Origin of the sequence: Providencia sp. 2.29, from assembly GCF_015832305.1 — a bacterium.
GTDB lineage: Bacteria > Pseudomonadota > Gammaproteobacteria > Enterobacterales > Enterobacteriaceae > Providencia > Providencia stuartii.
Genome location: NZ_CP065420.1, coordinates 2,127,398 through 2,151,539, shown reverse-complemented (window position 1 = coordinate 2,151,539; position 24,142 = coordinate 2,127,398). Strand labels below are relative to the sequence as shown.

At 43.4% G+C, this 24,142-nt stretch carries 17 protein-coding genes and 1 riboswitch; of the genes, 13 read left to right on the top strand and 4 right to left on the bottom strand.

The genetic code is table 11. The features are described from left to right. The first annotated feature begins 6 nt into the window (after positions 1-6). The 11 genes from ppx (at position 7) to fbaB (ending at position 18,891) form a co-directional block, all read left to right on the top strand. Positions 7-1,536, top strand: a complete 1,530-nt coding sequence (ppx, locus tag I3B46_RS09820) for an exopolyphosphatase (RefSeq protein ID WP_104873532.1) — start codon at positions 7-9, stop codon at positions 1,534-1,536. A 184-nt stretch (positions 1,537-1,720) separates the two neighbouring features. After that, positions 1,721-3,181, top strand: a complete 1,461-nt coding sequence (mgtE, locus tag I3B46_RS09815; RefSeq protein WP_004920674.1) for a magnesium transporter — start codon at positions 1,721-1,723, stop codon at positions 3,179-3,181. A gap of 597 nt (positions 3,182-3,778) precedes the next feature. Continuing rightward, positions 3,779-5,134 (top strand): MFS transporter, encoded by a 1,356-nt coding sequence (locus I3B46_RS09810; protein WP_004920676.1) that lies wholly within the window; start codon positions 3,779-3,781, stop codon positions 5,132-5,134. A gap of 273 nt (positions 5,135-5,407) precedes the next feature. Next, a complete protein-coding gene (locus I3B46_RS09805; RefSeq protein WP_004920679.1) occupies positions 5,408-6,637 on the top strand; it encodes an MdtA/MuxA family multidrug efflux RND transporter periplasmic adaptor subunit in 1,230 nt (409 codons plus the stop codon). Beyond that, positions 6,637-9,759: an MdtB/MuxB family multidrug efflux RND transporter permease subunit gene (locus tag I3B46_RS09800; RefSeq protein ID WP_040133231.1), complete on the top strand. Its 3,123-nt coding sequence runs from the start codon at positions 6,637-6,639 to the stop codon at positions 9,757-9,759. Before I3B46_RS09805 ends, I3B46_RS09800 begins: the two co-directional genes overlap by 1 nt. Beyond that, entirely contained in the window at positions 9,759-12,836 is a 3,078-nt protein-coding gene (gene mdtC, locus I3B46_RS09795; RefSeq protein ID WP_163762037.1) for a multidrug efflux RND transporter permease subunit MdtC, read from the top strand. The genes I3B46_RS09800 and mdtC overlap by 1 nt, the downstream gene beginning before the upstream one ends. Before the next feature lie 13 nt (positions 12,837-12,849). Next, positions 12,850-14,244, top strand: a complete 1,395-nt coding sequence (gene baeS, locus I3B46_RS09790; protein WP_014656130.1) for a two-component system sensor histidine kinase BaeS — start codon at positions 12,850-12,852, stop codon at positions 14,242-14,244. Further along, a complete protein-coding gene (baeR, locus tag I3B46_RS09785; protein ID WP_014656131.1) occupies positions 14,241-14,936 on the top strand; it encodes a two-component system response regulator BaeR in 696 nt (231 codons plus the stop codon). The genes baeS and baeR overlap by 4 nt, the downstream gene beginning before the upstream one ends. Positions 14,937-15,081: 145 nt before the next feature. After that, the gene (trhP, locus tag I3B46_RS09780) at positions 15,082-16,461 is read left to right on the top strand and encodes a prephenate-dependent tRNA uridine(34) hydroxylase TrhP (protein WP_004920692.1); all 1,380 of its coding nucleotides are present in this window, start codon (positions 15,082-15,084) and stop codon (positions 16,459-16,461) included. Between the two features lie 428 nt (positions 16,462-16,889). Next, positions 16,890-17,795, top strand: a complete 906-nt coding sequence (gene yegS, locus I3B46_RS09775) for a lipid kinase YegS (RefSeq protein ID WP_004920694.1) — start codon at positions 16,890-16,892, stop codon at positions 17,793-17,795. A 46-nt stretch (positions 17,796-17,841) separates the two neighbouring features. Continuing rightward, entirely contained in the window at positions 17,842-18,891 is a 1,050-nt protein-coding gene (gene fbaB / locus I3B46_RS09770; protein ID WP_036940565.1) for a class I fructose-bisphosphate aldolase, read from the top strand. 46 nt (positions 18,892-18,937) lie between these two features. Here fbaB and thiD read toward each other — a convergent pair whose 3' ends face one another. Continuing rightward, positions 18,938-19,735 (bottom strand): bifunctional hydroxymethylpyrimidine kinase/phosphomethylpyrimidine kinase, encoded by a 798-nt coding sequence (gene thiD, locus I3B46_RS09765; protein ID WP_004920698.1) that lies wholly within the window; start codon positions 19,733-19,735, stop codon positions 18,938-18,940. A gap of 52 nt (positions 19,736-19,787) precedes the next feature. Further along, positions 19,788-19,878: riboswitch (TPP riboswitch) on the bottom strand. Positions 19,879-20,152: 274 nt separating this feature from the next. Between thiD and pagP the strand changes: the two genes are divergently transcribed. Continuing rightward, positions 20,153-20,728, top strand: a complete 576-nt coding sequence (gene pagP / locus I3B46_RS09760; RefSeq protein ID WP_104873534.1) for a lipid IV(A) palmitoyltransferase PagP — start codon at positions 20,153-20,155, stop codon at positions 20,726-20,728. A 79-nt stretch (positions 20,729-20,807) separates the two neighbouring features. Here the strand turns inward: pagP and I3B46_RS09755 are convergent, their stop codons facing one another. The 3 genes from I3B46_RS09755 to mgrB form a co-directional block, all read right to left on the bottom strand. Then, the gene (locus I3B46_RS09755; protein ID WP_036940567.1) at positions 20,808-21,218 is read right to left on the bottom strand and encodes a GFA family protein; all 411 of its coding nucleotides are present in this window, start codon (positions 21,216-21,218) and stop codon (positions 20,808-20,810) included. Between the two features lie 52 nt (positions 21,219-21,270). Next, the gene (locus I3B46_RS09750; protein WP_004920703.1) at positions 21,271-22,653 is read right to left on the bottom strand and encodes an amino acid permease; all 1,383 of its coding nucleotides are present in this window, start codon (positions 22,651-22,653) and stop codon (positions 21,271-21,273) included. Positions 22,654-22,849: 196 nt separating this feature from the next. Further along, entirely contained in the window at positions 22,850-22,960 is a 111-nt protein-coding gene (gene mgrB / locus I3B46_RS09745; protein WP_376738365.1) for a PhoP/PhoQ regulator MgrB, read from the bottom strand. A 623-nt stretch (positions 22,961-23,583) separates the two neighbouring features. On the opposite strand from mgrB, the gene I3B46_RS09740 reads away from it, so the two are divergent. Then, positions 23,584-23,967 carry a helix-turn-helix domain-containing protein gene (locus I3B46_RS09740; protein WP_104873535.1) on the top strand — a complete coding sequence of 128 codons (384 nt, stop codon included), beginning with the start codon at positions 23,584-23,586 and terminating at the stop codon, positions 23,965-23,967. Positions 23,968-24,142: the final 175 nt, after the last annotated feature.

Here is a 24,142-nt window from a genome sequence, read left to right as displayed (position 1 = left end):
CATACTATGCCATTAACTAATATATCGACGCCTAGGCCTCAAGAAATTGCGGCTATCGACCTTGGTTCTAACAGCTTTCATATGGTGATTGCACGTATTGTCAACGGTGCACTGCAAATCCTGACGCGTTTAAAAAAACGGGTACACCTTGCTGACGGATTAAGTGATACCAATGAGCTTAGTGAAGAAGCCATGGAACGCGGTTTGGCTTGCCTTGCGCTTTTTGCCGAACGCCTACAAGGTTTTACAGAAGAAAACGTCTGTATCGTAGGCACTCACTCTTTGCGTGTTGCAACCAATGTTGAAGAGTTTTTGAACCGTGCAAAAAAAATAATTCCCTATCCCATTGAAATTATTTCTGGGCAAGAAGAAGCGCGTTTGATTTTTATGGGGGTGGAACACACCCAGCCTGAAAAAGGCCGTAAACTGGTAATAGATATTGGTGGTGGCTCAACAGAATTAGTCATTGGCGAGAAATTCGAACCATTATTAATTGATAGCCGCCGTATGGGGTGTGTCAGCTTTGCGCGTAACTATTTCCCCAATGAAACCATTACGGCAAATAATTTCAACCGAGCCTACCTCACGGCCTGCTTAAAACTTGAGCAAACCGCCACAAAATTTAAGCGTATGCACTGGGATGTTGCCATGGGGGCATCAGGTACGATTAAAGCGGCTCATGCCGTGATTGTTGAAATGGGTGAGCGCGACGGCATCATTACGCGTGATCGGCTAGAAAAAATTAAGCAAATGGCGCTGAAATATAAAACCTTTTCGGCAGTGGATCTACCGGGTTTATCCGTTGAACGTAAACATGTTTTTGTGCCCGGATTAGCCATTTTATGTGCTGTCTTTGATACATTAGAGATTAAAGAGTTACGGCTCTCAGATGGCGCATTGCGTGAAGGGGTGCTTTATGAAATGGAAGGCCGTTTCCGTCATCAAGACATTCGCCAACGTACGGCACTTAGCCTTGCCGAGCATTATAATATCGATAGAGAGCAAGCTAGACGTGTATTAAAAACCATGGAGGAGCTGTATCACCAATGGAGACAGCAAAATCCAAAGTTAGCCAACCCGCAACTTGAGTCTATCCTTATTTGGGCGGTTATGCTGCATGAGGTCGGTCTACATATCAACCAAAGTGGGTTACATCGCCACTCCGCCTATATTTTGCAAAATACTACGTTACCGGGGTTTAATCAGGAGCAACAGCTGTTACTTGCAACACTGGTTCGTAACCATCGGCGTGCTATTAAATTTGATGATATCCCTAAATTTAATTTATATAAAAGAAAACAATTTTTACCCTTGATACAAATTTTACGCTTATCAATACTTCTGAATAATCAAAGACAATCAACAACTACCCCATCATCATTACGCTTAGAAACCGATGATGGCCACTGGACACTGTATCTACCTGCCCAGTATTTGACTCAGAATGCGTTGATGCAGCTCGATCTTGAGAAAGAAAGCGCTTACTGGGAGGATGTTCCTGGCTGGAAATTAGACATCCGCGAAGAGCCAAATTAGTTATAATATTAATGCACTACATGGCGTTTTTTTGCACTACTCATAATGAATCGGTTTTCGCCCATTTGTTATAATTATTAATATTTATTTGGGTTAATGGACAATAAATGGCAAAATAAAGGTATTTATTTGTAAATGGACCCATAAAAGGTACAAAAGTGCCTATAAAGCTTTAAGGATTAAAATGTCACAAACTGCTTTTTCAACCGATGCGGTACAAACAATCAATCCGCACTCTCAAAAACTGGCCTATATCCGCCAGCAAATCCTAACACTATTTTTGGATGACGAGGAGTTCGTCCAAGCTCTGATTGAGCACGACCAACATGTTAGTTTGAGTGATAAAGCATTAAGTGAAAAAATCAATGCTGTAAAAGAATTATTGATTGACTTACATGCCGCGGATATCGCCGATATTTTAGAGATGTTGCCTTATGATGAACGTCTCGCACTTTGGCATCTGATCGATAACACCGAACGCGGTGAGGTGTTAGTCGAAGCTTCTGTCGCTGTTTGGGATAGCCTGATTAAGGATATGTCTGACAGGGAACTTCTACGCGCTGTTGCTAACCTACATGTTGATGAACAAGCGTATATTGCAGAGCATTTACCACAAGATACCATGCGTAGGTTATTGACCTACCTTGATCCAAGCTTACGAAGTCGTATTCGTGAAGTTCTGCAATATGCAAAAGACAGCGTCGGTCAAATGATGGATTTCGAATTTGTCACCGTACGTCCAAATGTCACGCTAAAAACCGTTCAACGCTATTTACGCCAGCGCGGTAAAATTCCAGAAGCAACAGATAAAATCTTTGTTGTCGACAATAATAACTATTTGCAGGGTGAATTACCTCTAACAACCATATTAACGCAATCCCCTGAGCGGATTGTGGCTGACGTGATGAAAACAGACACGGTCACTTTCTTGCCAGATGAAAAAGGCGAAGATGCAGCCAGTGCGTTCGAACGTTATGACTTGATCTCCGCCGCGGTGGTTGACAGCAGTGGTCTATTGATGGGTCGTTTAACCGTTGAAGATATCGTTGATAACTTAAATGAAGAAAACGATAACAGCATCCGTCGTATGGGGGGGTTAAGCCCTGAAGAAGACGTGTTCGCCCCTGTCGGTCAAGCCGTCAAAACGCGTTGGACATGGCTAGCCATCAACCTGTGTACTGCGTTCGTCGCATCACGGGTGATTGGGGTATTCGAAGATACCATTTCCCAATTGGTTGCCTTAGCCACCTTAATGCCTATTGTTGCAGGTATTGGGGGAAATACGGGTAACCAAACAATTACCATGATCGTACGTGCGATTGCGTTACACCAAATCCAAACCGGAAGCTTCTCATTCTTAATGCTCAGAGAGCTAGGCGTTGCCTTTATTAACGGTGTTGTTTGGGGGGGGATCATGGGGGTTATCACCTATTTCCTCTATGGCGACCTCGCAATGGGAGCCGTAATGACGCTCGCGATGATCTTAAACTTACTCATGGCGGCAATTATGGGGGTACTTATCCCTCTCATTATGCTTAAACTTGGTAAAGACCCTGCCATCGGCTCCAGTGTGATGATCACCGCTATCACTGACACAGGTGGTTTCTTTATCTTCTTAGGCTTAGCCACCCTGTTCTTGGTTTAACCGCCTACTTGGCATACCCAGAAAATAATACGCTGGGTATGCCTAATGATAATATTCCGCCCTTCTCGCCTTTGCCGACATATTTAGACTGAAAATTTCCTAAATAACGACTCAATGAATGCTATTTCATTTTTCAGCTATTTTTAATTTTCATTACTATTATTAAGATTATTAATTACGAATAATCAAATTAATAATTTGTTACTTTATCGATGAATTAATCGGCGAAAACAGATGTGAAATAACCAATTCCCCTGCCTTTTTTGAAAAAGAACTATATGATCTGCTGCAAAAAATCATTTATTAACATCAAATAATGTTATTGTTTTAAGCAATAGATGATAAAATCAATCAATATAATACAGATAGAATATTCATCTTGTTTTGAGAGTTGCGGTTTACAAAATATGGAATTTCCTGCTATAAATGAGGGTATGCATAAAGATACAGAGTATTAACTAGGTTATTCCATCCAACGTTTTATACCATTTATCTGCACATACTTAATATTATTTACTGACGCGTAGTCGGTAAATATAGCTGTTATTCCGAATTTAAAACAAAAAAATATATTCGGTATTTTAAAAGGATAATATTATGACATCGCAAACAACCAGCCAGCCCTCGGCAAGGCCATTGAAAAAAGAGGATTATAAAACATTAGGGTTGTCATCTTTAGGTGGAACTCTTGAATTTTATGATTTTGTTATTTTCGTTTTTTACGCGAAAATTATTTCACAACTCTTTTTCCCTAGTGGTAACGCAGTTCTCGCCCTCTTGGCAACGCTCGGTTTGTTTGCGGCCGGTTATCTCGCGCGCCCACTCGGTGGCATCATCATGGCACACTTTGGTGATAAACTCGGCCGTAAGAAAATGTTCACCCTCAGTATTTTCATGATGGCATTCCCGACATTCGTGATCGGTTTCTTACCAACCTATGCATCTATTGGCGCTGCCGCACCAATATTGCTGTTATTGATGCGTATTATGCAAGGCGCCGCGATTGGCGGTGAAATGCCTGGGGCATGGGTATTTATCGCTGAACATACCCCAAAACAGCGCTACGGCCTCGGTGTTGGAACATTAACCTCTGGTATCACAGGCGGTATTTTATTAGGGTCTATCGTCGCTATCATCATTGAGAACAGTTATACCTCACAAGAGATCCATGACTTTGCATGGCGTATTCCATTTATTCTTGGTGGTATTTTTGGCTTTATTTCTGTTTATTTACGCCGTTTTTTGGAAGAGACACCTATTTTTAAAGAGTTGGCTGCTAAAAAAGCTTTAGCGGATGAGTTACCCGTTAAGACTGTTGTGAAGTCTCATAAACAAGCCTGCTTGATCACCGCGGCACTGACATGGTCATTATCAACAGCCATCGTTGTAACCATTTTGATGACGCCTGATATCGTGCTTCAAGGGATCTATCAAATTGACCGAAATATCGCCTTACAAGCTAACTGTGCAGCAACATTGACATTAACTTTAGGCTGTATTTTTTGGGGTTGGTTCGGCGATAAGATGGGAACGCGCGCTTCAATGACCTTGTCATGGGGTGGTCTGGCGGTGACTGCATTGTATTTTTATTCATCTTTGTCGCCAGAGATTTCAGCAACGACTTTGATTTTTAACTATGGCTTAATGGGCTTTTTTGTTGGCGCGATTGCAACGACACCAATTGTCAGTACGCGCGCGTTTCCACCTGAAATCCGTTATTCCGGCTTATCATTTGCCTACAATATTGCCTATGCAGTCTTTGGGGGTCTGACACCAATGTTAACGGGAACATGGTTGCAACAATCTCATATGGCACCTGCCTACTATGTTGCCGCGGTTTCTTTACTGGCTGTCGCTGTCGCCTATATTCCTTTAGCATGGAAAGGATGGACAGTGAATGCTGAGCAAGACAAAGAAACATTAGGGGCATTAAACACCAGTACAACTCGCTAATTGACCTCATTTCTTTAATCCATTAACGTATAAACCTGTGGTGATTAATTCCCACAGGTTTTTTTATACAATGTTAGTCAACTAATCTGCCGATTCTGCACACTAGTTGACGTTTTTTTCATATTTCCTTCATTTTTACGTGTAACCCCCACGCTAAACTATTAACATATCGCAACTGACTAATTTTTAACTATATAGCAGGTTCATCTCTGCTAATTTAATCATCATAATATGATGCTTTTTTACTCGACTTTGAATTAAGCGAAAATATAAATGAATAAACAAAAACGCCGTACCACTCTAACCCGTTCAGCCATTTTCGTTGCCATCATTGTCGCTGCAGGTGCCGGTTGGTATTTTTATTCTCAAAATACGCCATCTGATACAGCACAAAACAGTGCTCGTCCTACACGATCAAATAGTGCGCCACACCGTATGCTTGCCCCCGTTCAATACGCTAATGCGCAAGAAAAAGTGGTTCCTCGCTACTTAACTGGTCTCGGCACAGTACAAGCTGCCAATGTTGTCACGGTCACGAGCCGTGTTGAAGGGCAATTGATGTCTTTGCATTTTACCGAAGGGCAACAGGTAAAAGCGGGCGATTTGCTTGCTGAAATCGACCCTCGCCCTTTTGAAGTCCAATTAGCTCAGGCAGAAGGCCAACTGGCTAAAGATAAAGCGACGTTGGCAAATGCTCGATTAGACTTAAATCGTTATCAAAAGCTTGCGGGAACAAAAGTGATTTCACAGCAAGAGCTAGATAACCAAAAAGCGCTCGTTTTACAGGCAGAAGGCAGTATTAAGGTCGATCAAGCCGCCGTTGATAATGCGAAGCTACAATTAACCTACAGTAAAATCACAGCCCCTATTTCAGGCCGTGTTGGTTTAAAACAGGTCGACGTCGGTAATTTTATTTCTGCGGGCACAGCAACCCCAATCGTGGTTATCACACAGACTCAACCTGCTGATGTGCTTTTTGCCCTTCCCGAGGGAGACATTCCTGCCGTACAAAAAGCTCAGTCCTCAAATCAACCGGTAAAAGTGGAAGCTTGGGATAGAAATAATATCGCGATGATCAGCGAAGGCTATTTGTTAAGTATAGATAATCAGATAGACCCTGCTACTGGCACACTAAAAATGAAAGCACGTTTTACGAACGAGCTACAAACTTTATTTCCAAATCAATTTGTGAACATCAAAATGCAGATCGAAACCTTGCAAAATGCCGTCGTTATCCCTACTGCGGCATTGCAGATGGGTAACGAAGGTCATTATGTTTGGGTACTGAACGATGATAATCGTGTGAGTAAACATGTTGTGACGGTAGGTATGCAAGATAGCCAGCAGGTGGTGATTGAAAGTGGGCTAACTGCAAATACAAAAGTGATTACTGACGGTGTCGACCGTTTAACAGATGGCACCAGCGTGGAAGTAGTTAACACCGAAACGGCTTCTAAATCCGCAAAACCACAAAAAAATAAAAATACAGCGGAGAAAGCCTGATGCAACCCGGGATCCAAAAAGGTGGCGGCCCTTCCCGCTTATTTATTTTACGTCCAGTCGCTACCACCTTATTTATGGTAGCCATTCTGCTTGCAGGGATCATTGGCTATCGTTTCCTACCTGTATCGGCTTTACCAGAAGTCGATTATCCAACGATCCAAGTGGTCACCCTCTATCCGGGGGCGAGTCCTGAAGTCATGACATCCGCGGTAACCGCACCGCTAGAAACCCAGTTTGGGCAGATGTCTGGGCTAAAACAAATGTCTTCCCAAAGTTCAGGGGGCGCATCTGTGATCACCTTGATGTTCCAGCTAACACTCCCCTTGGAGGTTGCAGAACAGGAAGTTCAGGCCGCCATTAATTCAGCTTCAAGTTTACTGCCTTCAGATTTACCTTATCCGCCTATTTACAATAAGGTCAACCCAGCGGATCCACCGGTACTCACTCTCGCCGTCACTTCTGACGCCATGCCTTTGACACAAGTTCAAGACATGATTGAGAACCGTATTGCGCAAAAAATATCACAGGTCAATGGCGTGGGGCTTGTCACCCTTGCGGGTGGGCAACGCCCAGCGGTGCGAGTGAACTTAAACCCACAAGCGATGGCAGCAAAAGGATTAGACAGCGAGACGATCCGAACCGCGATAAACAATGCTAACGTCAACTCAGCAAAAGGCAGTTTTGATGGCCCAACACGCGCGGTAACCCTCTCTGCAAATGATCAAATGAAATCCTTAGAGGACTATCGCCGCTTAATTGTGGCCTTTCAAAACGGTGCTCCCGTCCGTTTAGGTGATATCGCCACTATTGAGCAAGGGGCGGAAAACGCCTATCTAGGCGCGTGGGCAAATGCACAACAGGCTATTGTTATTAATGTACAACGCCAACCTGGCGCTAACGTTATCGAAACCACTGATACCATTCGCAACCTGCTTCCTGAGCTAATTGAAACACTGCCTAAATCGGTGGATGTGAAAATTTTAACGGATAGAACCAGCACAATCCGTGCCTCCGTTAGCGATGTGCAGTTTGAATTAATGCTTGCGATTGCACTGGTTGTCATGGTGATCTACCTGTTCCTACGCAACGGTATCGCGACACTCATTCCCGGTATTGCCGTTCCTCTTTCCCTTGTCGGCACCTTTGCCGTCATGTATTTCTGTGGTTTCTCTGTCAATAACCTCACTTTGATGGCTCTCACTATCGCCACAGGGTTTGTGGTCGATGATGCCATCGTGGTTATTGAAAATATTTCGCGCTACCTTGAACAAGGTGACAAGCCTGTCGTCGCCGCTTTAAAAGGCGCGGGAGAAATTGGTTTTACCATTATTTCATTAACATTTTCTTTGGTGGCAGTACTGATCCCATTACTGTTTATGGGCGATATTGTTGGTCGGTTGTTTAGGGAATTTGCCATCACCCTTGCCGTTGCCATTCTGATCTCGGCGGTAGTGTCCTTGACACTCACACCAATGATGTGTGCTCGCTTGTTAAAACCTGAATCAGAGCATAAACATAACCGCTTTGAAATCGCCTGCGAGCGCTTTTTTGACCGCATGATCGCAGGATATGCCATTTGGTTAAAGCGGATATTAAATCACCGCTGGCTAACACTTTCCGTTGCTATCGGCACGCTGGTTTTAACCGTATTACTGTATATGTGGATCCCGAAAGGTTTCTTTCCATTACAAGATAACGGGATCATTCAAGGCACCATTGAAAGCCGCCAATCCATCTCCTTTGTGGCTATGTCACAGAAACAGCAGGAAGTGGCTGAAAAATTACTGTCTGATCCTGCGGTAGAAAATATCACCACTTATGTTGGGATAGATGGAACCAATCCGACTCTCAATAATGGGCGCATTCAAATTACCTTGAAGCCTTTAGATGAACGTCCAGATCGCGTCAATACGATTATTCCACGCTTGCAACGTTTAGCTGATAGCGTTTCTGGGGTCAATTTGTATTTGCAACCGATGCAAGACCTCACGATTGATACCCAATTGGCTCGCACCCAATATCAATTTACGCTGCAAGCAGGCTCGCTAGATGAACTTTCTCTTTGGGTGCCTAAGCTATTGAGCCAATTAAAACAACAGCCCGAGTTAGTGGATGTCAGCAGTGATTGGCAGGATAAAGGACTTGTCGCCTACGTTAATGTTGATAGAGATACGGCGAGTCGTTTTGGTATCACGATGGCTGCAATTGATAACGCCCTATACAATGCGTTCGGTCAACGCATGATCTCGACCATTTATACCCAATCGAATCAGTACCGCGTTATTATTGAGCATGATACGCAAACTCGCGATGGTATTAACGCCCTGAATGATATTCGTCTCAAAGGCACCGATGGCGCCATTGTGCCATTAAGCACGTTAGTCAATATTCAGGAAGGCTATGGGCCGCTTGCGATTAACCATTTGGATCAGTTCCCAGCAGCGACCTTCTCGTTTAATCTTGCTGACGATGCGTCTCTTGAGTCTGCGGTTAATGCGGTGAAAAATGCAGAAGCGCAAATTAATATGCCAAAATCCATTACGACTCAGTTCCAAGGCGCTACTTTAGCGTTTGAAGCCGCACTGAGTAGTACGGTTTGGTTAATTGCCGCCGCAATCATCGCCATGTATATCGTTCTTGGGATTTTATATGAAAGCTTTATTCATCCTATTACCATCCTTTCAACACTCCCTACTGCTGGCGTAGGGGCATTATTAGCTCTGATGATGGCTGGCAGCGAATTAGATGTAATTGCTGTTATTGGTATTATTTTGTTAATCGGGATAGTTAAAAAGAACGCAATCATGATGATTGACTTTGCACTTGCCGCCGAACGTGAGCAAGGCATGTCTCCTAAAGATGCTATTTACCAAGCCTGTTTATTACGATTCCGCCCAATATTGATGACCACCATGGCGGCTCTGCTCGGCGCATTACCGCTGATGCTCAGTAGCGGCGTAGGTGCAGAGCTTCGTCAACCACTTGGGATCTGTATGGTGGGAGGGCTGATTATGAGTCAGATCTTAACCCTATTTACGACACCGGTGATTTATCTGTTATTTGATAGCCTTTCAAATAACTTAAAAGCACGCCGCCAAAGTCGCAAACAACAGGTGTCATAATGAAGCGTTTCTTTGCCTTATTCATTAGTCGCCCTGTTGCAACCACACTGATTAGCGTTGCAATCTCACTATGTGGTGCGCTGAGCTTCATTTTTTTGCCCGTTGCACCACTGCCACAAGTTGACTACCCCGTAATAAACGTGACAGCGTCACTTCCTGGGGCATCCCCAGAAACCATGGCATCGTCTATTACAACGCCGTTAGAGCGTTCATTGGGAAGTATTGCGGGTATCAGTGAAATGACCTCCAGCAGTTCGCTTGGTCGTACCACCATTACCCTCGAATTTAATCTTGATAAAGACATTAACAACGCTGCCCGTGAAGTACAAGCCGCGATAAATGCGGCACAAACCTTGTTACCGAGCGGAATGCCAAGCAAGCCTCGATACTATAAATCGAACCCTTCCGACGCCCCTATTATGATCTTAACCTTAACCTCTAAGACGATGAGTACAGGTGAGATTTATGATATTGCATCAACCCGTTTATCACAGCGTATAGCGCAAATTGAAGGGGTCAGTGAAGTCTCCGTTGGTGGTGGCTCCCTGCCCGCGGTACGTGTTGAGCTCAATCCAACGGCTCTATTTAATCAAGGCGTCTCCTTAGATAAGGTGCGCTCCGCAATCAGTAGCGCCAACGTGCGCCAACCTCAAGGCTACATTAACAACGATGACAGCCGCTGGCAGGTACAAACCAATGATGAGCTAAAAAAAGCAGTGGACTATCAACCTATCATCGTCCACTACAAAGAGGGCAATGCCGTCAAACTCAGTGATGTGGCGAATGTGAAAGATTCGGTTCAAGACGTACGTGCAGCAGGGATGTCAGGTGGTGAGCCCGCTATTTTGATTGTCATCCGTCGCGAAGCGGGAGCTAATATCATTGAAACCGTAAATCGCATTCGCGCAGAGCTTCCTGACTTCCAAGAGATGATCCCTGCCGCGATTGACCTAAAAGTAGCGCAAGACAGGACGCCGACGATCCGCGCTTCACTCGTTGAAGTCGAGCGCGCATTGATGATCGCTATTGCGTTAGTCATATTAGTTGTGTTGTTATTTCTACGCTCTGGTCGTGCCACCCTGATCCCTGCAATTGCGGTTCCTGTATCTCTCATTGGCACCTTTACTGCCATGTATCTTTGCGGTTTCAGTTTAAATAACTTGTCATTAATGGCATTGACCGTCGCAACAGGCTTTGTTGTCGATGATGCGATTGTGGTACTCGAAAACATTTCACGTCATATCGAAAATGGCTGTAAACCCTTTATTGCTGCGGTCAGAGGGGTGAGTGAAGTCGGTTTTACGGTTGTTTCAATGAGCATCTCCCTCGTAGCCGTTTTTATTCCTTTATTATTAATGGAGGGGTTAGTTGGCCGGCTATTTCGTGAGTTTGCGATTACCCTCGCCACGGCAATTGGCATCTCGCTGGTCGTTTCGCTGACCCTCACCCCCATGATGTGCGCCCATTTGCTTAAACGACACAAAGGCAAACAGGCTGAAAAAATCAGTGTTATCGGCGGCTACTTACACCGTATACAAAACGGTTACGGTGCGACATTAAATTGGGTACTGTCTCATAAACGCAGTGTACTCGCTATCTTGTTCGCCACTATCGGATTGAACATTTATTTGTATATCGCTATCCCAAAAACATTTTTCCCTGAACAAGATACAGGCCGTTTACTTGGCTTTGTTCGTGCCGACCAAAGCATTTCATTCCAAGCAATGAAAGAGAAAATGACGAGCTTTATGCAGCAAGTGAATGCCGATCCTGCCGTGGATAGCGTGACAGGTTTTACTGGTGGAAGCCGTGTAAACAGCGGCTCCATGTTTATCTCATTGAAACCGATTGATGAACGTAAAGAGAGTGCCAACGCGGTAATCAACCGACTTCGAGCTAAGTTAGCTAAAGAGCCGGGAGCTAATTTATTTATGATGCCCGTGCAAGATATCCGTGTTGGTGGTCGTCAAGCGCATTCCAGTTATCAGTTTTCATTACTTGCCGATGAACTCAATGCGTTACGTGAATGGGAGCCTGCGGTACGTAAAGCCATTGCCGAACTCCCGCAAGTGACTGATGTAAACTCAGATAAAGAGGATAAAGGTGCTGAGATGGCCATTACCTATGATAGGGATTTAATGGCCCAACTTGGTATTGATGTGCGAGCCGCCAATGACCTGTTGAATAATGCCTTCGGACAACGTCAAATATCCACCATCTATGAACCCATGAACCAATACAAGGTGGTGATGGAAGTGGCGCCTGAATATACTCAGGATGTCAGTTCTCTCGACAAAATGTTTGTTATCAATAGTCGTGGAGACGCTATTCCATTATCTTATTTTGCCCGTTGGCAGCCCGCCAATGCCCCTTTGAGTGTTAACCACCAAGGGTTATCGGCATCATCCACTATCGCATTTAACATCGCTGAAGGTTATACCCTCAATGACGCCATTTCAGCTATCGAAAAAACCATGACCACACTTGGTGTGCCATCAACAATACGAGGCACTTTTGCGGGTACGGCTCAGATATTCCAAGATACCTTAAAATCACAATTGTTTTTAATTTTAGCGGCCATTGTCACTGTCTACCTTGTTTTAGGCATTTTGTATGAAAGCTATATTCATCCACTGACCATTTTATCCACACTACCTTCGGCGGGGGTCGGCGCTCTCCTCGCCTTAGAGTTATTTGATACCCCATTTAGTTTAATTGCTCTAATCGGCATTATGCTGCTGATTGGTATTGTGAAGAAAAATGCCATTATCATGGTGGATTTTGCTATCCAAGCACAACGTCAGCATGGTTTAACCGCACGTGAGGCGATTTTGCGTGCGAGCTTACTGCGCTTTAGGCCTATTTTAATGACGACGCTGGCAGCAATTTTTGGTGCCCTACCACTTGCTTTAGGCAGTGGTGATGGCGCGGAGTTACGCCAACCATTAGGTATCACTATTGTTGGTGGCTTAGTGATGAGTCAACTACTCACCTTATTCACAACACCGGTCGTCTATTTATGTTTCGATCAACTCAGACAGCGCTATACCAAAAAAGCGGTAGCTCTAAACGAATAAGGGCTTATATATAATGAAACTCAGATTTAATAGCGTCAGTACTCGATTATTTTTGGCTATCTTTGCGACATGCATACTCCTCGTTGTGATCATGCACCAAGGAGTACGTTTAAGCTTCCAGCATGGTTTTACCGACTATATTAAAGAAAATGACCAACAGCGTGCTGAGCTGATCGCTGACGCTCTTGCTGAGCAATACGATGAAACGGGGAGTTGGCGCTTCTTGATCCGTAATGAACGTGCTTTCTTTCATATTTTACGCAGCATTGAACACCACCAGCGCACCCTACCGCCGACTAAACCAAAGGGGTGGCGCTCATATTTTTGGGTTTATGATAGCCAAGACCGCCGAATATTAGGCCGCGATGTTCCTTTACCGGATGATGTTATCCGACAACCCGTCATCTCATCTAATGGCAAAACGGTAGGTTGGGTCATTGCAAGTAGTGGAGATGGGATTAGCAATGAAATTGACCGCCGTTTTGATGATCAACAGATGCTCACCAGTTGGTTTATTGCTGGCTTATCATTAATCGTTGCCTTGATTGCTACATTTTTCTTAGCACGTGGTTTTTTAAGACCCATCAAACGGCTGTTAGATGGGACGAACCAACTTGCCAATGGCGACTTTTCAACCCGCGTTCCTGAAGTCGGTCACGATGAACTCGGTCAGCTAGCAAAAGACTTTAATCACCTCGCATCAACGCTGGAAAAAAATGAGCATATGCGCCGAGACTATATGGCAGATATTTCTCATGAACTGCGCACTCCTCTATCCGTTTTGCAAGGTGAACTCGAAGCCGTTCAGGATGGCGTTCGCCAAGCGACACCTGAGACCATCAATTCATTACTGGCAGAGACACACACATTAATCAAATTAGTCAACGACCTACATCAACTTTCCCTGTCGGATAGAGGCTCGTTGGTGTATCGCATCCAATCTGCTGATATTGTGCCTTTAATTAATATGACCGTTGGGCAATCACGCTGGCGGCTCGAAGAAAAACAGCTTTCAGTTACGCTAAATTTACCTGAGCAGCAGATCATCAATATTGACCCAGACCGAATCACGCAGCTATTTTACAATTTGATGGAAAATAGCCTACGTTATACCGACCCGCAAGGTGAAATAGTCATTCGAGCCTTGGTTGAAGAGAATCAATTTTCTATTTATTGGGAAGACAGTGCACCGGGGTTAACTATCCAGCAGTGTAGCCACCTATTTGAGCGTTTCTACCGAGCCGAAGGGTCTCGTAACCGCGCTAGCGGAGGCTCTGGCTTAGGGTTAGCGATTTGCTATAATATCATTGAAGCGCATAAGGGAAGCATACACGCTAGCCCTTCCCCTTTAGGCGGCGTGTGTATTGCTATCCACTTACCGCTCAATCAAAAGGAAAATGAACAGTGACAGTGTTAGAGCCTTCAAGTGCCAACGTATTAATTGTTGAGGATGAGCCAAAACTTGGGCAACTGCTTTATGATTACCTTCAGGCGGCAGGTTATCAGCCTTCAATATTGCAGCGTGGTGATGAAGTCATTGACTATGTGCGTCAGCAACAACCCGACATTATCCTCCTTGATTTAATGCTACCGGGGATGGACGGGCTAACAATCTGCCGTGAACTGCGCAAATTTTGCGAGATACCGATCATTATGGTGACGGCTAAAACGGAAGAAATTGACCGCCTGTTAGGGTTAGAAATTGGTGCCGATGACTATATCTGTAAACCCTTTAGTCCTCGCGAAGTAGTCGCAAGGGTAAAGACTATTTTACGGCGTTGCCAACGCGCGGCTTCTCCGGATAAAAGCAGACCCCAGCTCATTATCGATGAAAATGCGTTTCAAGTCCGCTATGGCGAACAACTGCTTGAGTTAACTCCCGCCGAGTTCCGTTTACTCAAGTTTATGTCGGACAACGCTGGCACCGTCTTTTCCCGTGACCAGCTATTAGATATTCTGTATGACGATCACCGCATCGTCACCGATAGAACAATTGATAGCCATGTTAAAAACTTACGGCGTAAACTCGAATTACTCGATAACGAGAAAACATTTATTCGCTCTATTTATGGTTTAGGTTATCGCTGGGATGAGGTGTAATCCTAGACATTGAGGCAAGTCAGTTATACTTACTATTTGTAGGGAATATTTTGATTTCCTGAAAAATAGAGTTAAAATCAGCTCCCTTTAAAATGCTTATCCGCCCTAGGGTAAGTACTGACTTGATATCAGACTGAGAAGCAACATGTTTACACCAGAATTATTATCGCCCGCAGGTTCATTAAAGAACATGCGTTATGCTTTTGCTTATGGCGCAGATGCCGTTTATGCAGGGCAACCTCGTTATAGCCTTCGCGTGCGTAACAACGAATTTAACCACGAAAACCTTGCTAAAGGGATCCAAGAGGCCCACGAACTTGGCAAAAAGTTCTATGTCGTTGTTAACATCGCACCGCATAATGCCAAGCTAAAAACCTTTATTCGCGACCTAACCCCTGTCATTGAAATGGGGCCAGATGCGTTGATCATGTCAGACCCTGGTTTGATTATGATGGTTCGCGAAGCCTTCCCTGACATGGATATTCATTTATCCGTACAAGCAAACGCAGTTAACTGGGCATCGGTAAAATTTTGGAAGCAAATGGGTCTGACTCGCGTCATTTTATCACGTGAGCTTTCACTTGAAGAAATCGCTGAAATTCGTAAACAGGTGCCTGATATTGAATTAGAGGTATTCGTTCACGGTGCACTGTGTATGGCCTACTCTGGCCGTTGCCTACTGTCAGGTTATATCAATAAACGCGACCCAAACCAAGGTACTTGCACCAACGCCTGCCGCTGGGAATATAAAGTTGAAGAAGGCAAAGAAGATGATGTGGGAAATATCGTGCATATGCATGAGCCTATCCCTGTCAAAAACATAGCGCCAACTTTAGGTGAAGGTGCCCCGACCGATAAAGTGTTTATGATCGAAGAGGCTAAACGTCCGGGTGAGTATATGACCGCCTTTGAAGACGAACATGGCACTTATATCATGAACTCCAAAGATTTACGCGCGATAGAACACGTTGAAAACTTGACTAAAATGGGTGTGCACTCCTTAAAAATTGAAGGACGCACAAAATCATTCTATTACTGTGCACGTACAGCACAAGTCTATCGCCGTGCAATTGATGATGCGGTTGCCGGTAAGCCATTCGACCCAACTCTCCTTTCGACCTTAGAAGGCTTAGCTCACCGTGGCTATACCGAAGGCTTTTTACGCCGTCACACCCATGATGCCTATCAAACCTATGAATATGGCTATTCGGTTTCTGAAACTCAGCAATTTGTGGGTGAATTTACGGGTAAACGTGTTAACGGCCTCGCAGAAGTTGACGTCAAAAATAAATTTAGTCTAGGTGATAGCTTAGAATTAATGACTCCAGCTGGAAACATTGTGTTTACCCTTGATGCGCTCCATAACCGTAAAGGGGAAGCCATTGACGTGGCACCGGGCAACGGTCATATTGTTTATCTGCCTGTTCCTGATGATGTTGATCTAAATTTTGGCCTGCTAATACGTAACCTATCAGGCACAACGACTCGCTCACCACATCAAACTGAATCATCAACTACGGCTTAATTTCGTTACGCATTAAGCTAATTGATTATAATGCTAGAATTCATTAATTTAATTGATTGAATTTCTAGCATTTTTTATTTTTCCGTTTCAAACTATCTCAGTATAAAACATCAACTTCAATTGATAATCATTCTCATAAATAGTGTTTTACCGTAAAAATGTATTTAATATCCATTTTTATGCAATAGATCACAACAATTAGCTATTCAATGTCGTATAGTCACAATCGAAAATGAAGAACTAGAAAGTCATAAAATAAGACTAGGAACCACCTCCTTGGCTGGCTCAATCTCCCTTGAGCTAGCCATTTCTTTTTTATCTCCCCTATAGAATGATTTAATCTATCAATGTGATTATTGAATTATTGTCATTTATCCCTCCGTTGTGTCTATACTGTGATCACTGTTGTTATCACTACAAGGATCAAAATGGCTATCGATAAACTTCATCGCGCACTTATCATCCTCAACGGTAAACAATCTGCCAACCCTGAGCTAAGAAAAGCCATCTACCAGCTACGTGAAGAAGGTCATACAATTTTGGTGAGGATCCCATGGGAAACCAGTGAATTACCTACTTTTATTGATGAAGCAATCCGCGAAGGTGCAGAAACAATTATCGCCGGTGGCGGCGATGGCACAATTAACGCTGTAGCCAGTGCGTTAATGCGCTTACCTGAAAAGCAACGCCCCGCGATTGGTATCTTACCGCTAGGTACAGCTAATGATTTTGCTACTGGCGCCAACATCCCTATGGATATCCATGCTGCTTTAGCATTAGCAGTAAAAGGCAAATCAGTGGCGATAGATATTGCTAGAGTCAATCATGATGCTTTTTTTATGAATATGGCCACGGGGGGGTTTGGCACTCGGATCACAACAGAAACGCCGGATGCTCTTAAGTCAGCACTGGGTGGCGCAGCTTATGTTATTAATGGCTTGTTGCGCCCTGACACACTGAAAACCGACACCTGTCGGATTGAAACAGAACATTTTCATTGGGAAGGCGAAACTCTGGTTGTTGCTATCGGTAATGGAATACAGGCGGGTGGTGGACAACAATTAACCCCCGATGCATTAATCGATGATGGTAAATTGAATTTGCTCATCATACCCGCTCGCGATGTGATACCCGCTCTACTGACCAATTTGTTCAGCAATGATAAAAATCAGCATTTAATTGAAAAAACAACTCGTTGGGTAAAAATTTCATCGCCCCATGAAATGGTATTTAATTTGGACGGAGAGCCGCTTTCTGGTGAAACTTTCACCTTTGAATTGCTACCTGAAGCGATCCACTGCCGGTTACCGCCTCAATGTGGCTTGTTATCTTAAATTTTATGATTAACATCCCCTAGACTTTTGTTAAATGGAGGAAGTCATGACTGATATCGCTAAGCTGTTAGGTTCCGAAGCTTCAACTCTTTTAGACCATCGTTGCCAAACTATCCCTCGTGAAAACCTTTATCTGCCTGGCTCAGATTTTGTTGACCGTGTGATGATCGATAATAACCGCCCCAATAGTGTACTTCGTTCAATGCAGACTTTATTTAACCATGGTCGCTTAGCTGGCACCGGTTATCTGTCTATTCTTCCCGTTGACCAAGGCGTTGAACACTCAGCCGCTGCCTCATTTGCTGCCAACCCGCTCTATTTTGACCCTAAAAATATTGTCGAATTAGCGATTGAGGCTGGTTGTAACTGCGTAGCCTCTACCTATGGTGTCTTAGCTGCCGTTTCGCGCCGCTACGCGCATAAAATTCCTTTCTTAGTCAAACTGAACCATAACGAAACCCTCAGTTACCCTACTCAATACGACCAAACCTTATATGCCAGTGTTGAACAAGCGTTTGAAATGGGTGCCGTTGCGGTCGGTGCGACTATCTATTTCGGCTCTCCTGAGTCTCGTCGCCAAATTGAAGAGATTTCTGCGGCATTTGAACGAGCACATGAACTCGGCATGGTAACCGTTCTATGGGCTTATTTACGCAATTCCGCATTTAAAAAAGATGGCGTTGATTACCACGCAAGTGCCGATTTAACGGGGCAAGCAAACCATATCGCGGCAACTATTGGTGCGGATATCGTAAAACAAAAAATGGCTGAAAATAACGGCGGCTATAAAGCGATTGGCTTTGGTCACACCGATGAGCGCGTGTATACCAAACTCACAACCGATAACCCAATCGATCTTGTTCGTTATCAATTAGCGAACTGTTATATGGGTCGTGCAGGTCTTATCAACTCAGGTGGCGCTTCTGGACAAAATGATCTGAGCGAATCAGTACGCACTGCGGTTATCAATAAACGTGCAGGCGGCATGGGGCTCATCTTAGGCCGTAAAGCCTTTAAGAAATCCATGCAAGAAGGTGTGGCATTGATCAATGCCGTACAGGATGTTTACCTCAGTAAAGACGTGACTATCGCTTAATTCGCCTCGCATATGCCCTCATACGAGGGCATTTTCAATCTATTCATTACCACCATGCATGAAAATGGTGAACCGGCCCAATCCCCGACCCCACTTCTAAGCTATCAGCTTGCTCTAACGCCGCTTGTAAATAAGCTTTTGCTTCCGGAACAGTCTGTTGCCAATCCTTAAAGCGTGGCCTTAATGCAGCGAGTGCAGCAGACAATGTACATCCCGTACCGTGTGTATGACGAGTATTCACTCTTGGTGAGGTAAAACGCCATTCACCTTCTGAAGTTATTAACCAATCAGGGCTTTCACTGTCGCTAAGATGCCCCCCTTTCATCAAAACAGCTTGGCACCCCATATCCAGTAATCGATGCCCTTGACTTAACATTTGAGATTCTGTTTTGGCAGTGTGTTCACCTAATAGCGAGGCAGCTTCAGGTAAATTCGGGGTAATCAATGATACCAATGGCAACAGCTTTCGTCTCATTGCATCAACGGCATCAGGCTGTAGTAGAGGATCGCCACTTTTGGCAATCATGACCGTATCTAAAATCACATGAGGGATGTTGTACTGCTCTAAAGCCTGAGCAACGACCGCAATCACCTTCTGATTGAACAGCATGCCAATTTTAGCACTGTCAATGCGTACGTCACTGAGTACGGATTCAAGTTGTGCTGCCACGAACGTCTCAGGGAGTTCATGAACTGATTGAACACCACGGGTATTTTGCGCCACCAACGCCGTCATGACACTCGTGCCATAAGCACCAAGAGCCGAAAAGGTTTTTAAATCTGCTTGGATCCCCGCTCCACCCGATGGGTCTGTTCCCGCGATGGTTAACGCATTGATTCTCATGAAATCTCACTCCTAAGCACAACGTAAGGAGCGGTCTTATTGGAAGGTTTATCATTGACGCTTCCGACTTCCCTACGCTGGCATTATCCAGATCAGGTAATACGGGTGCTTCTCAGTCTTTATCGACGCCCCGAGCCAAAAATACTTATAGAGTATCGCATTTTTCCTTGCTACAAACCAGCCTATCCACCACTTGCTGACGCCTGTTATTCAGGAAAAACCGAATAATATTCGCATTAGTATCTAAATAATTAAGACTATTGCCAATATTAGTAAATATCAATTAATGCTGTTATATCGCACCTAGGTAATCTAAAATAATTAATGAGCACAATCATTTCGTGAGCAGTGATATTTTTGGCTCACTACCTCAATCTACAATATCCAAAACATGCATTAACCTGAGTCGGATTTACCATGAGAGTTAACAAAAAATTGCAGCAAGTTGTAGGGGCATCAGCCTTAATGATGACCACCTTCTGCTTTGCTTCATCCCCTTCTACTGATAAGGAGTCTGAGGGGCTATGGGATAAATTTACCCGAAATGTCAGTACCACTTGGGATTCAAATCAATACGATATCTATGTTCCCGTTTTAACATGGCATAACCGCTTTACTTACGATAAAGAGAAAACCGATAGTTATAACGAAACCCCATGGGGATTTGGGCTAGGTAAATATCGCTATGATGAAGACAATGACTGGCATGCACTATATGCTATGGCATTCATGGACTCTCATAATAAAGTAGAGCCAATCGCGGGCTATGCTTATCAAAAAATGTGGATCCCTGGGGAACTAGACGGTTTTAAAATGGGTGCTGGCTTCACCTTGAGTGTAACCGCGCGTGATGATTATTATTACATCCCGCTGCCACTTCCTCTTCCATTAGTTTCTATGGAGTATGACAGATTAGCACTGCAAGCAACCTATATCCCTGGAACATATAACAACGGTAACGTGCTCTTTGCTTGGTTACGTTGGCAATGGTAATACCAACCTTTTATTAAGCACCTAAAAAAATAGCCAGTCACAACGCTCTGTCACTGGCTATTTTATTGTTTAAATGAAGTTATTCAGCAACTTTCCGATAAGTTAAATACCCGATAACGCCACCACCGCCATCTTTTGGGTGATTTACGCCATCCATCACATTGACTGTCTCGAAATCAAAAGGTGAAACACCCTCTAGGCAAGCCACATTGACCCCATACTGTTCAGGGTTTGAACGTCGTTGATGAAAGGTATAAATGCCACACATTGAGCAGAAAAAGTGGGCGGCTTGGCGTGTATTGAAACGATACTCCGTCAATTTATCTTTGCCTTCGATAATTTCAATACCTGATAACGGAGCAGAGACCGCAATTGCTCCCCTCATACGACAGTAGGAGCAATTGCATCTTCTTGCGGTATTCAATCCATCGGATAGTGTGACTTTGAATTTAACGCTGCCACAGTGGCACTGAGCAAACCGTGTATCCATAGTGTCTCCTATCAATGTATTGAATAATTACACTAATTGATATGAGTGCTAATTAATTAGCTGTCGATGCCTTCTTTTTCGCCATTCCTTGTTTTTTCGCACCTGAGAATTGATAGCCAATCCACAGGACGCCTATCCATAATGGCATAATCAGTACAGAAATTCTCAAACTCTCCATCATCAAAATCACAATCAAGATCAATGCCAAGAAAGCGAGACACAAGTAGTTGCCGAACGGATACCAGATACTTTTAAACTTAGTTTCAATACCTTGCTTGTTCATTTGCGCTCTAAACTTTAAGTTAGAAATACAAATCATAATCCAGTTAATGACTAGCGTTGTCACAACTAATGACATTAAAAATACAAAGGCTTTCCCTTCCATCACAAAATTGATCAAGATACCTACCGAAGTCACAATACCTGAAACAATTAATGCCATAATAGGTACACCACCTTTATTGACTTTCGCCAGAAACTTAGGTGCATTATCTTGTTGAGCAAGGCCAAATAGCATACGGCTGGTACAGTATACGCCGCTGTTATAAACGGACAGCGCCGCTATCAACATAACCACATTTAATGCGTTGGCGACCAGAGCATCACCTAAATTATGGAAGATGATATAGAATGGGCTTGTATCGTTATCTAATTTAACCCATGGGTACAACAGCAATAAAATTAATATCGAGCCTATATAGAAAATCAAGATACGATAAACAACTTGGTTAATCGCTTTAGGAATGCTTTGTTCAGGTTTTTCAGCTTCTGCGGCGGTGATCCCGACTAACTCTAAGCCACCAAATGAAAACATAATAATAGCAAGAGCCATTAATAAACCAAGAAAATCGTTAGCAAAGAAGCCGCCATATTCCCATAGGTTAGACAGCCCAGATTCTGAACCACCTCGCCCACTAAACAGTAAATAACAACCAAAGAGGATCATCGCAACAATTGCAACCACCTTGATTAAGGCAAACCAGAACTCAGTTTCACCATAAGCGCGCACATTAATAAAGTTGACCGCATTTACAACGATAAAAAAGACGATGGCAGAAACCCAAATCGGTAAATCAGGCCACCACCCTTGCATATATTTCCCCGCGGCAGTCAGTTCCGTCATCCCAACGAGGATAAACATAAACCAATAATTCCATCCGGAGAGGAAGCCTGCAAAGCCTCCCCAATACTTAAATGCGAAGTGGCTAAATGAACCTGCAACAGGCTCTTGAACGATCATTTCCCCTAACTGGCGCATGATCAGAAAAGCAATAACCCCACATAATGCATACCCTAACAATACCGAAGGGCCTGCCATTTTGATGGTTGTTGCTATTCCAAGAAACAGCCCTGTGCCAACGGCACCTCCCAAAGCAATCAATTGGATATGCCTATTCTTTAATCCACGCTTTAGCGTTTGCTGCTCTTGCGCCATAACTTTACCCTTATCATCCTATGTACTTGCTTGTTATCTCTATTGATTGAGCTAAGCATACAAGTTTATTTGAATTTTATTATTAACACTACTGAAACACATACTCTGCCCTATCTTGAGCCTTTATCATATTAAATATTGATGTTATCTGATAAAGATGCGCAAGACGCACAGTATGGCGTATTAAAGGATAAAATCAAAACGGTAACAAGTCAGTTATTTGACATATTCCAAATATAAAATTTTCACCACCTTGGTCGCAAAGGCTATCCATGGCTAAAAGATATAAAAAAATACAGGTTATCACGATGCATACACCGATGATCAATTTGTATTTCAACAATACTCTCCCTTAAAAAAACAGCATCATAATTATTAATTATCAATAAATTACGGTAAAGCTAAGATAAACAGAATGATACTATTGGCGAATAGACTATGTTTTGATGCCAAATGTTACCTCAGCCATCAGAATAAAATTTGAGGAAAATAAGCAGTTCATGTCAATTTTCGTCTTTATGCTTATTTTTCCTACTCATTGCCAAAAATTGTGTTTAATTGGCTTTTTTTTCATCAATTTAATCGTAATACCGCACAAGCGGCCTTTGTCATGATCAAATGAAGTTGTGTATACTTCAGCTACCTTATTTAGCCCATTAGCTATTCGTGTTTATTTTTTAGCCTTACCAATAAATACTTAGCTAATCTCTAAATAAATGAAGCTGGGTAGATACGTTTATGCGAGATCGCTGTACCATGCTAAAAGGGGTATAAACTCGCCCTATGGGGTTCGGATGCAATCTGTTTTACTATTGTTTTCTATTACGTGATTGAGGAATAATGCTTTCGTTGACTCAATTCGACAAAACAGATGTATTTTGAACAAAAATCTAACACCAAAAGGTCAACGACCTCAGTAATTGAATCGAGATGCCACAAGACAACCACTTAGCACTTGTTGATGCTCTAAGCAAATGGATCGAAGAACATTTAGGTCGTGTTATCCATTTGGAAGAGCTTGCCGCCTACTCAGGCTACTCCCTCTGGCATATGCAGAAAATCTTTAAGGAAGTCACAGGGATTTCATTAGGTAAATATATTCGCCAACGTCGACTGGCGGGTGCAGTCAACCTATTAAGAAATAGCGATCAGTCTATTTTTGATATCGCCTTAGACTTTGGATTTGGCTCACAATCACATTTTACCTATATGTTTAGGAAGGAATACGGCATTACACCGTTTGATTTCAGACAAAATGTTGATATTGATTTAGATGTAAAGGAGCCACTGCATTTAACCTATAACGGTGAGTGAAGATGCCTTATTTGCGTTGAGGCCCCTCCCCCTACATCACCCAATGCCATAAGCCATTGTCACTTATGCCGTTTTATTTTCTAACTCAGTTAGGTTATCAATAAGCGGCAAAAATCATTTACTTAATCATTTTAAGATCGTGGCGAACGATAAAATGGCTCATGTTGCACCGGTT

Coding starts and splice junctions, on each gene's coding strand:
- mdtC (WP_163762037.1), top strand. CDS start 9,759: ATGAAGCGTTTCTTTGCCTTATTCATTAGTCGCCCTGTTGCAACCACA.
- trhP (WP_004920692.1), top strand. CDS start 15,082: ATGTTTACACCAGAATTATTATCGCCCGCAGGTTCATTAAAGAACATG.
- I3B46_RS09755 (WP_036940567.1), bottom strand. CDS start 21,218: ATGGATACACGGTTTGCTCAGTGCCACTGTGGCAGCGTTAAATTCAAA.
- baeS (WP_014656130.1), top strand. CDS start 12,850: ATGAAACTCAGATTTAATAGCGTCAGTACTCGATTATTTTTGGCTATC.
- thiD (WP_004920698.1), bottom strand. CDS start 19,735: ATGAGAATCAATGCGTTAACCATCGCGGGAACAGACCCATCGGGTGGA.
- I3B46_RS09800 (WP_040133231.1), top strand. CDS start 6,637: ATGCAACCCGGGATCCAAAAAGGTGGCGGCCCTTCCCGCTTATTTATT.
- mgtE (WP_004920674.1), top strand. CDS start 1,721: ATGTCACAAACTGCTTTTTCAACCGATGCGGTACAAACAATCAATCCG.
- pagP (WP_104873534.1), top strand. CDS start 20,153: ATGAGAGTTAACAAAAAATTGCAGCAAGTTGTAGGGGCATCAGCCTTA.
- I3B46_RS09805 (WP_004920679.1), top strand. CDS start 5,408: ATGAATAAACAAAAACGCCGTACCACTCTAACCCGTTCAGCCATTTTC.
- I3B46_RS09810 (WP_004920676.1), top strand. CDS start 3,779: ATGACATCGCAAACAACCAGCCAGCCCTCGGCAAGGCCATTGAAAAAA.
- I3B46_RS09740 (WP_104873535.1), top strand. CDS start 23,584: ATGCCACAAGACAACCACTTAGCACTTGTTGATGCTCTAAGCAAATGG.
- fbaB (WP_036940565.1), top strand. CDS start 17,842: ATGACTGATATCGCTAAGCTGTTAGGTTCCGAAGCTTCAACTCTTTTA.
- yegS (WP_004920694.1), top strand. CDS start 16,890: ATGGCTATCGATAAACTTCATCGCGCACTTATCATCCTCAACGGTAAA.
- ppx (WP_104873532.1), top strand. CDS start 7: ATGCCATTAACTAATATATCGACGCCTAGGCCTCAAGAAATTGCGGCT.
- I3B46_RS09750 (WP_004920703.1), bottom strand. CDS start 22,653: ATGGCGCAAGAGCAGCAAACGCTAAAGCGTGGATTAAAGAATAGGCAT.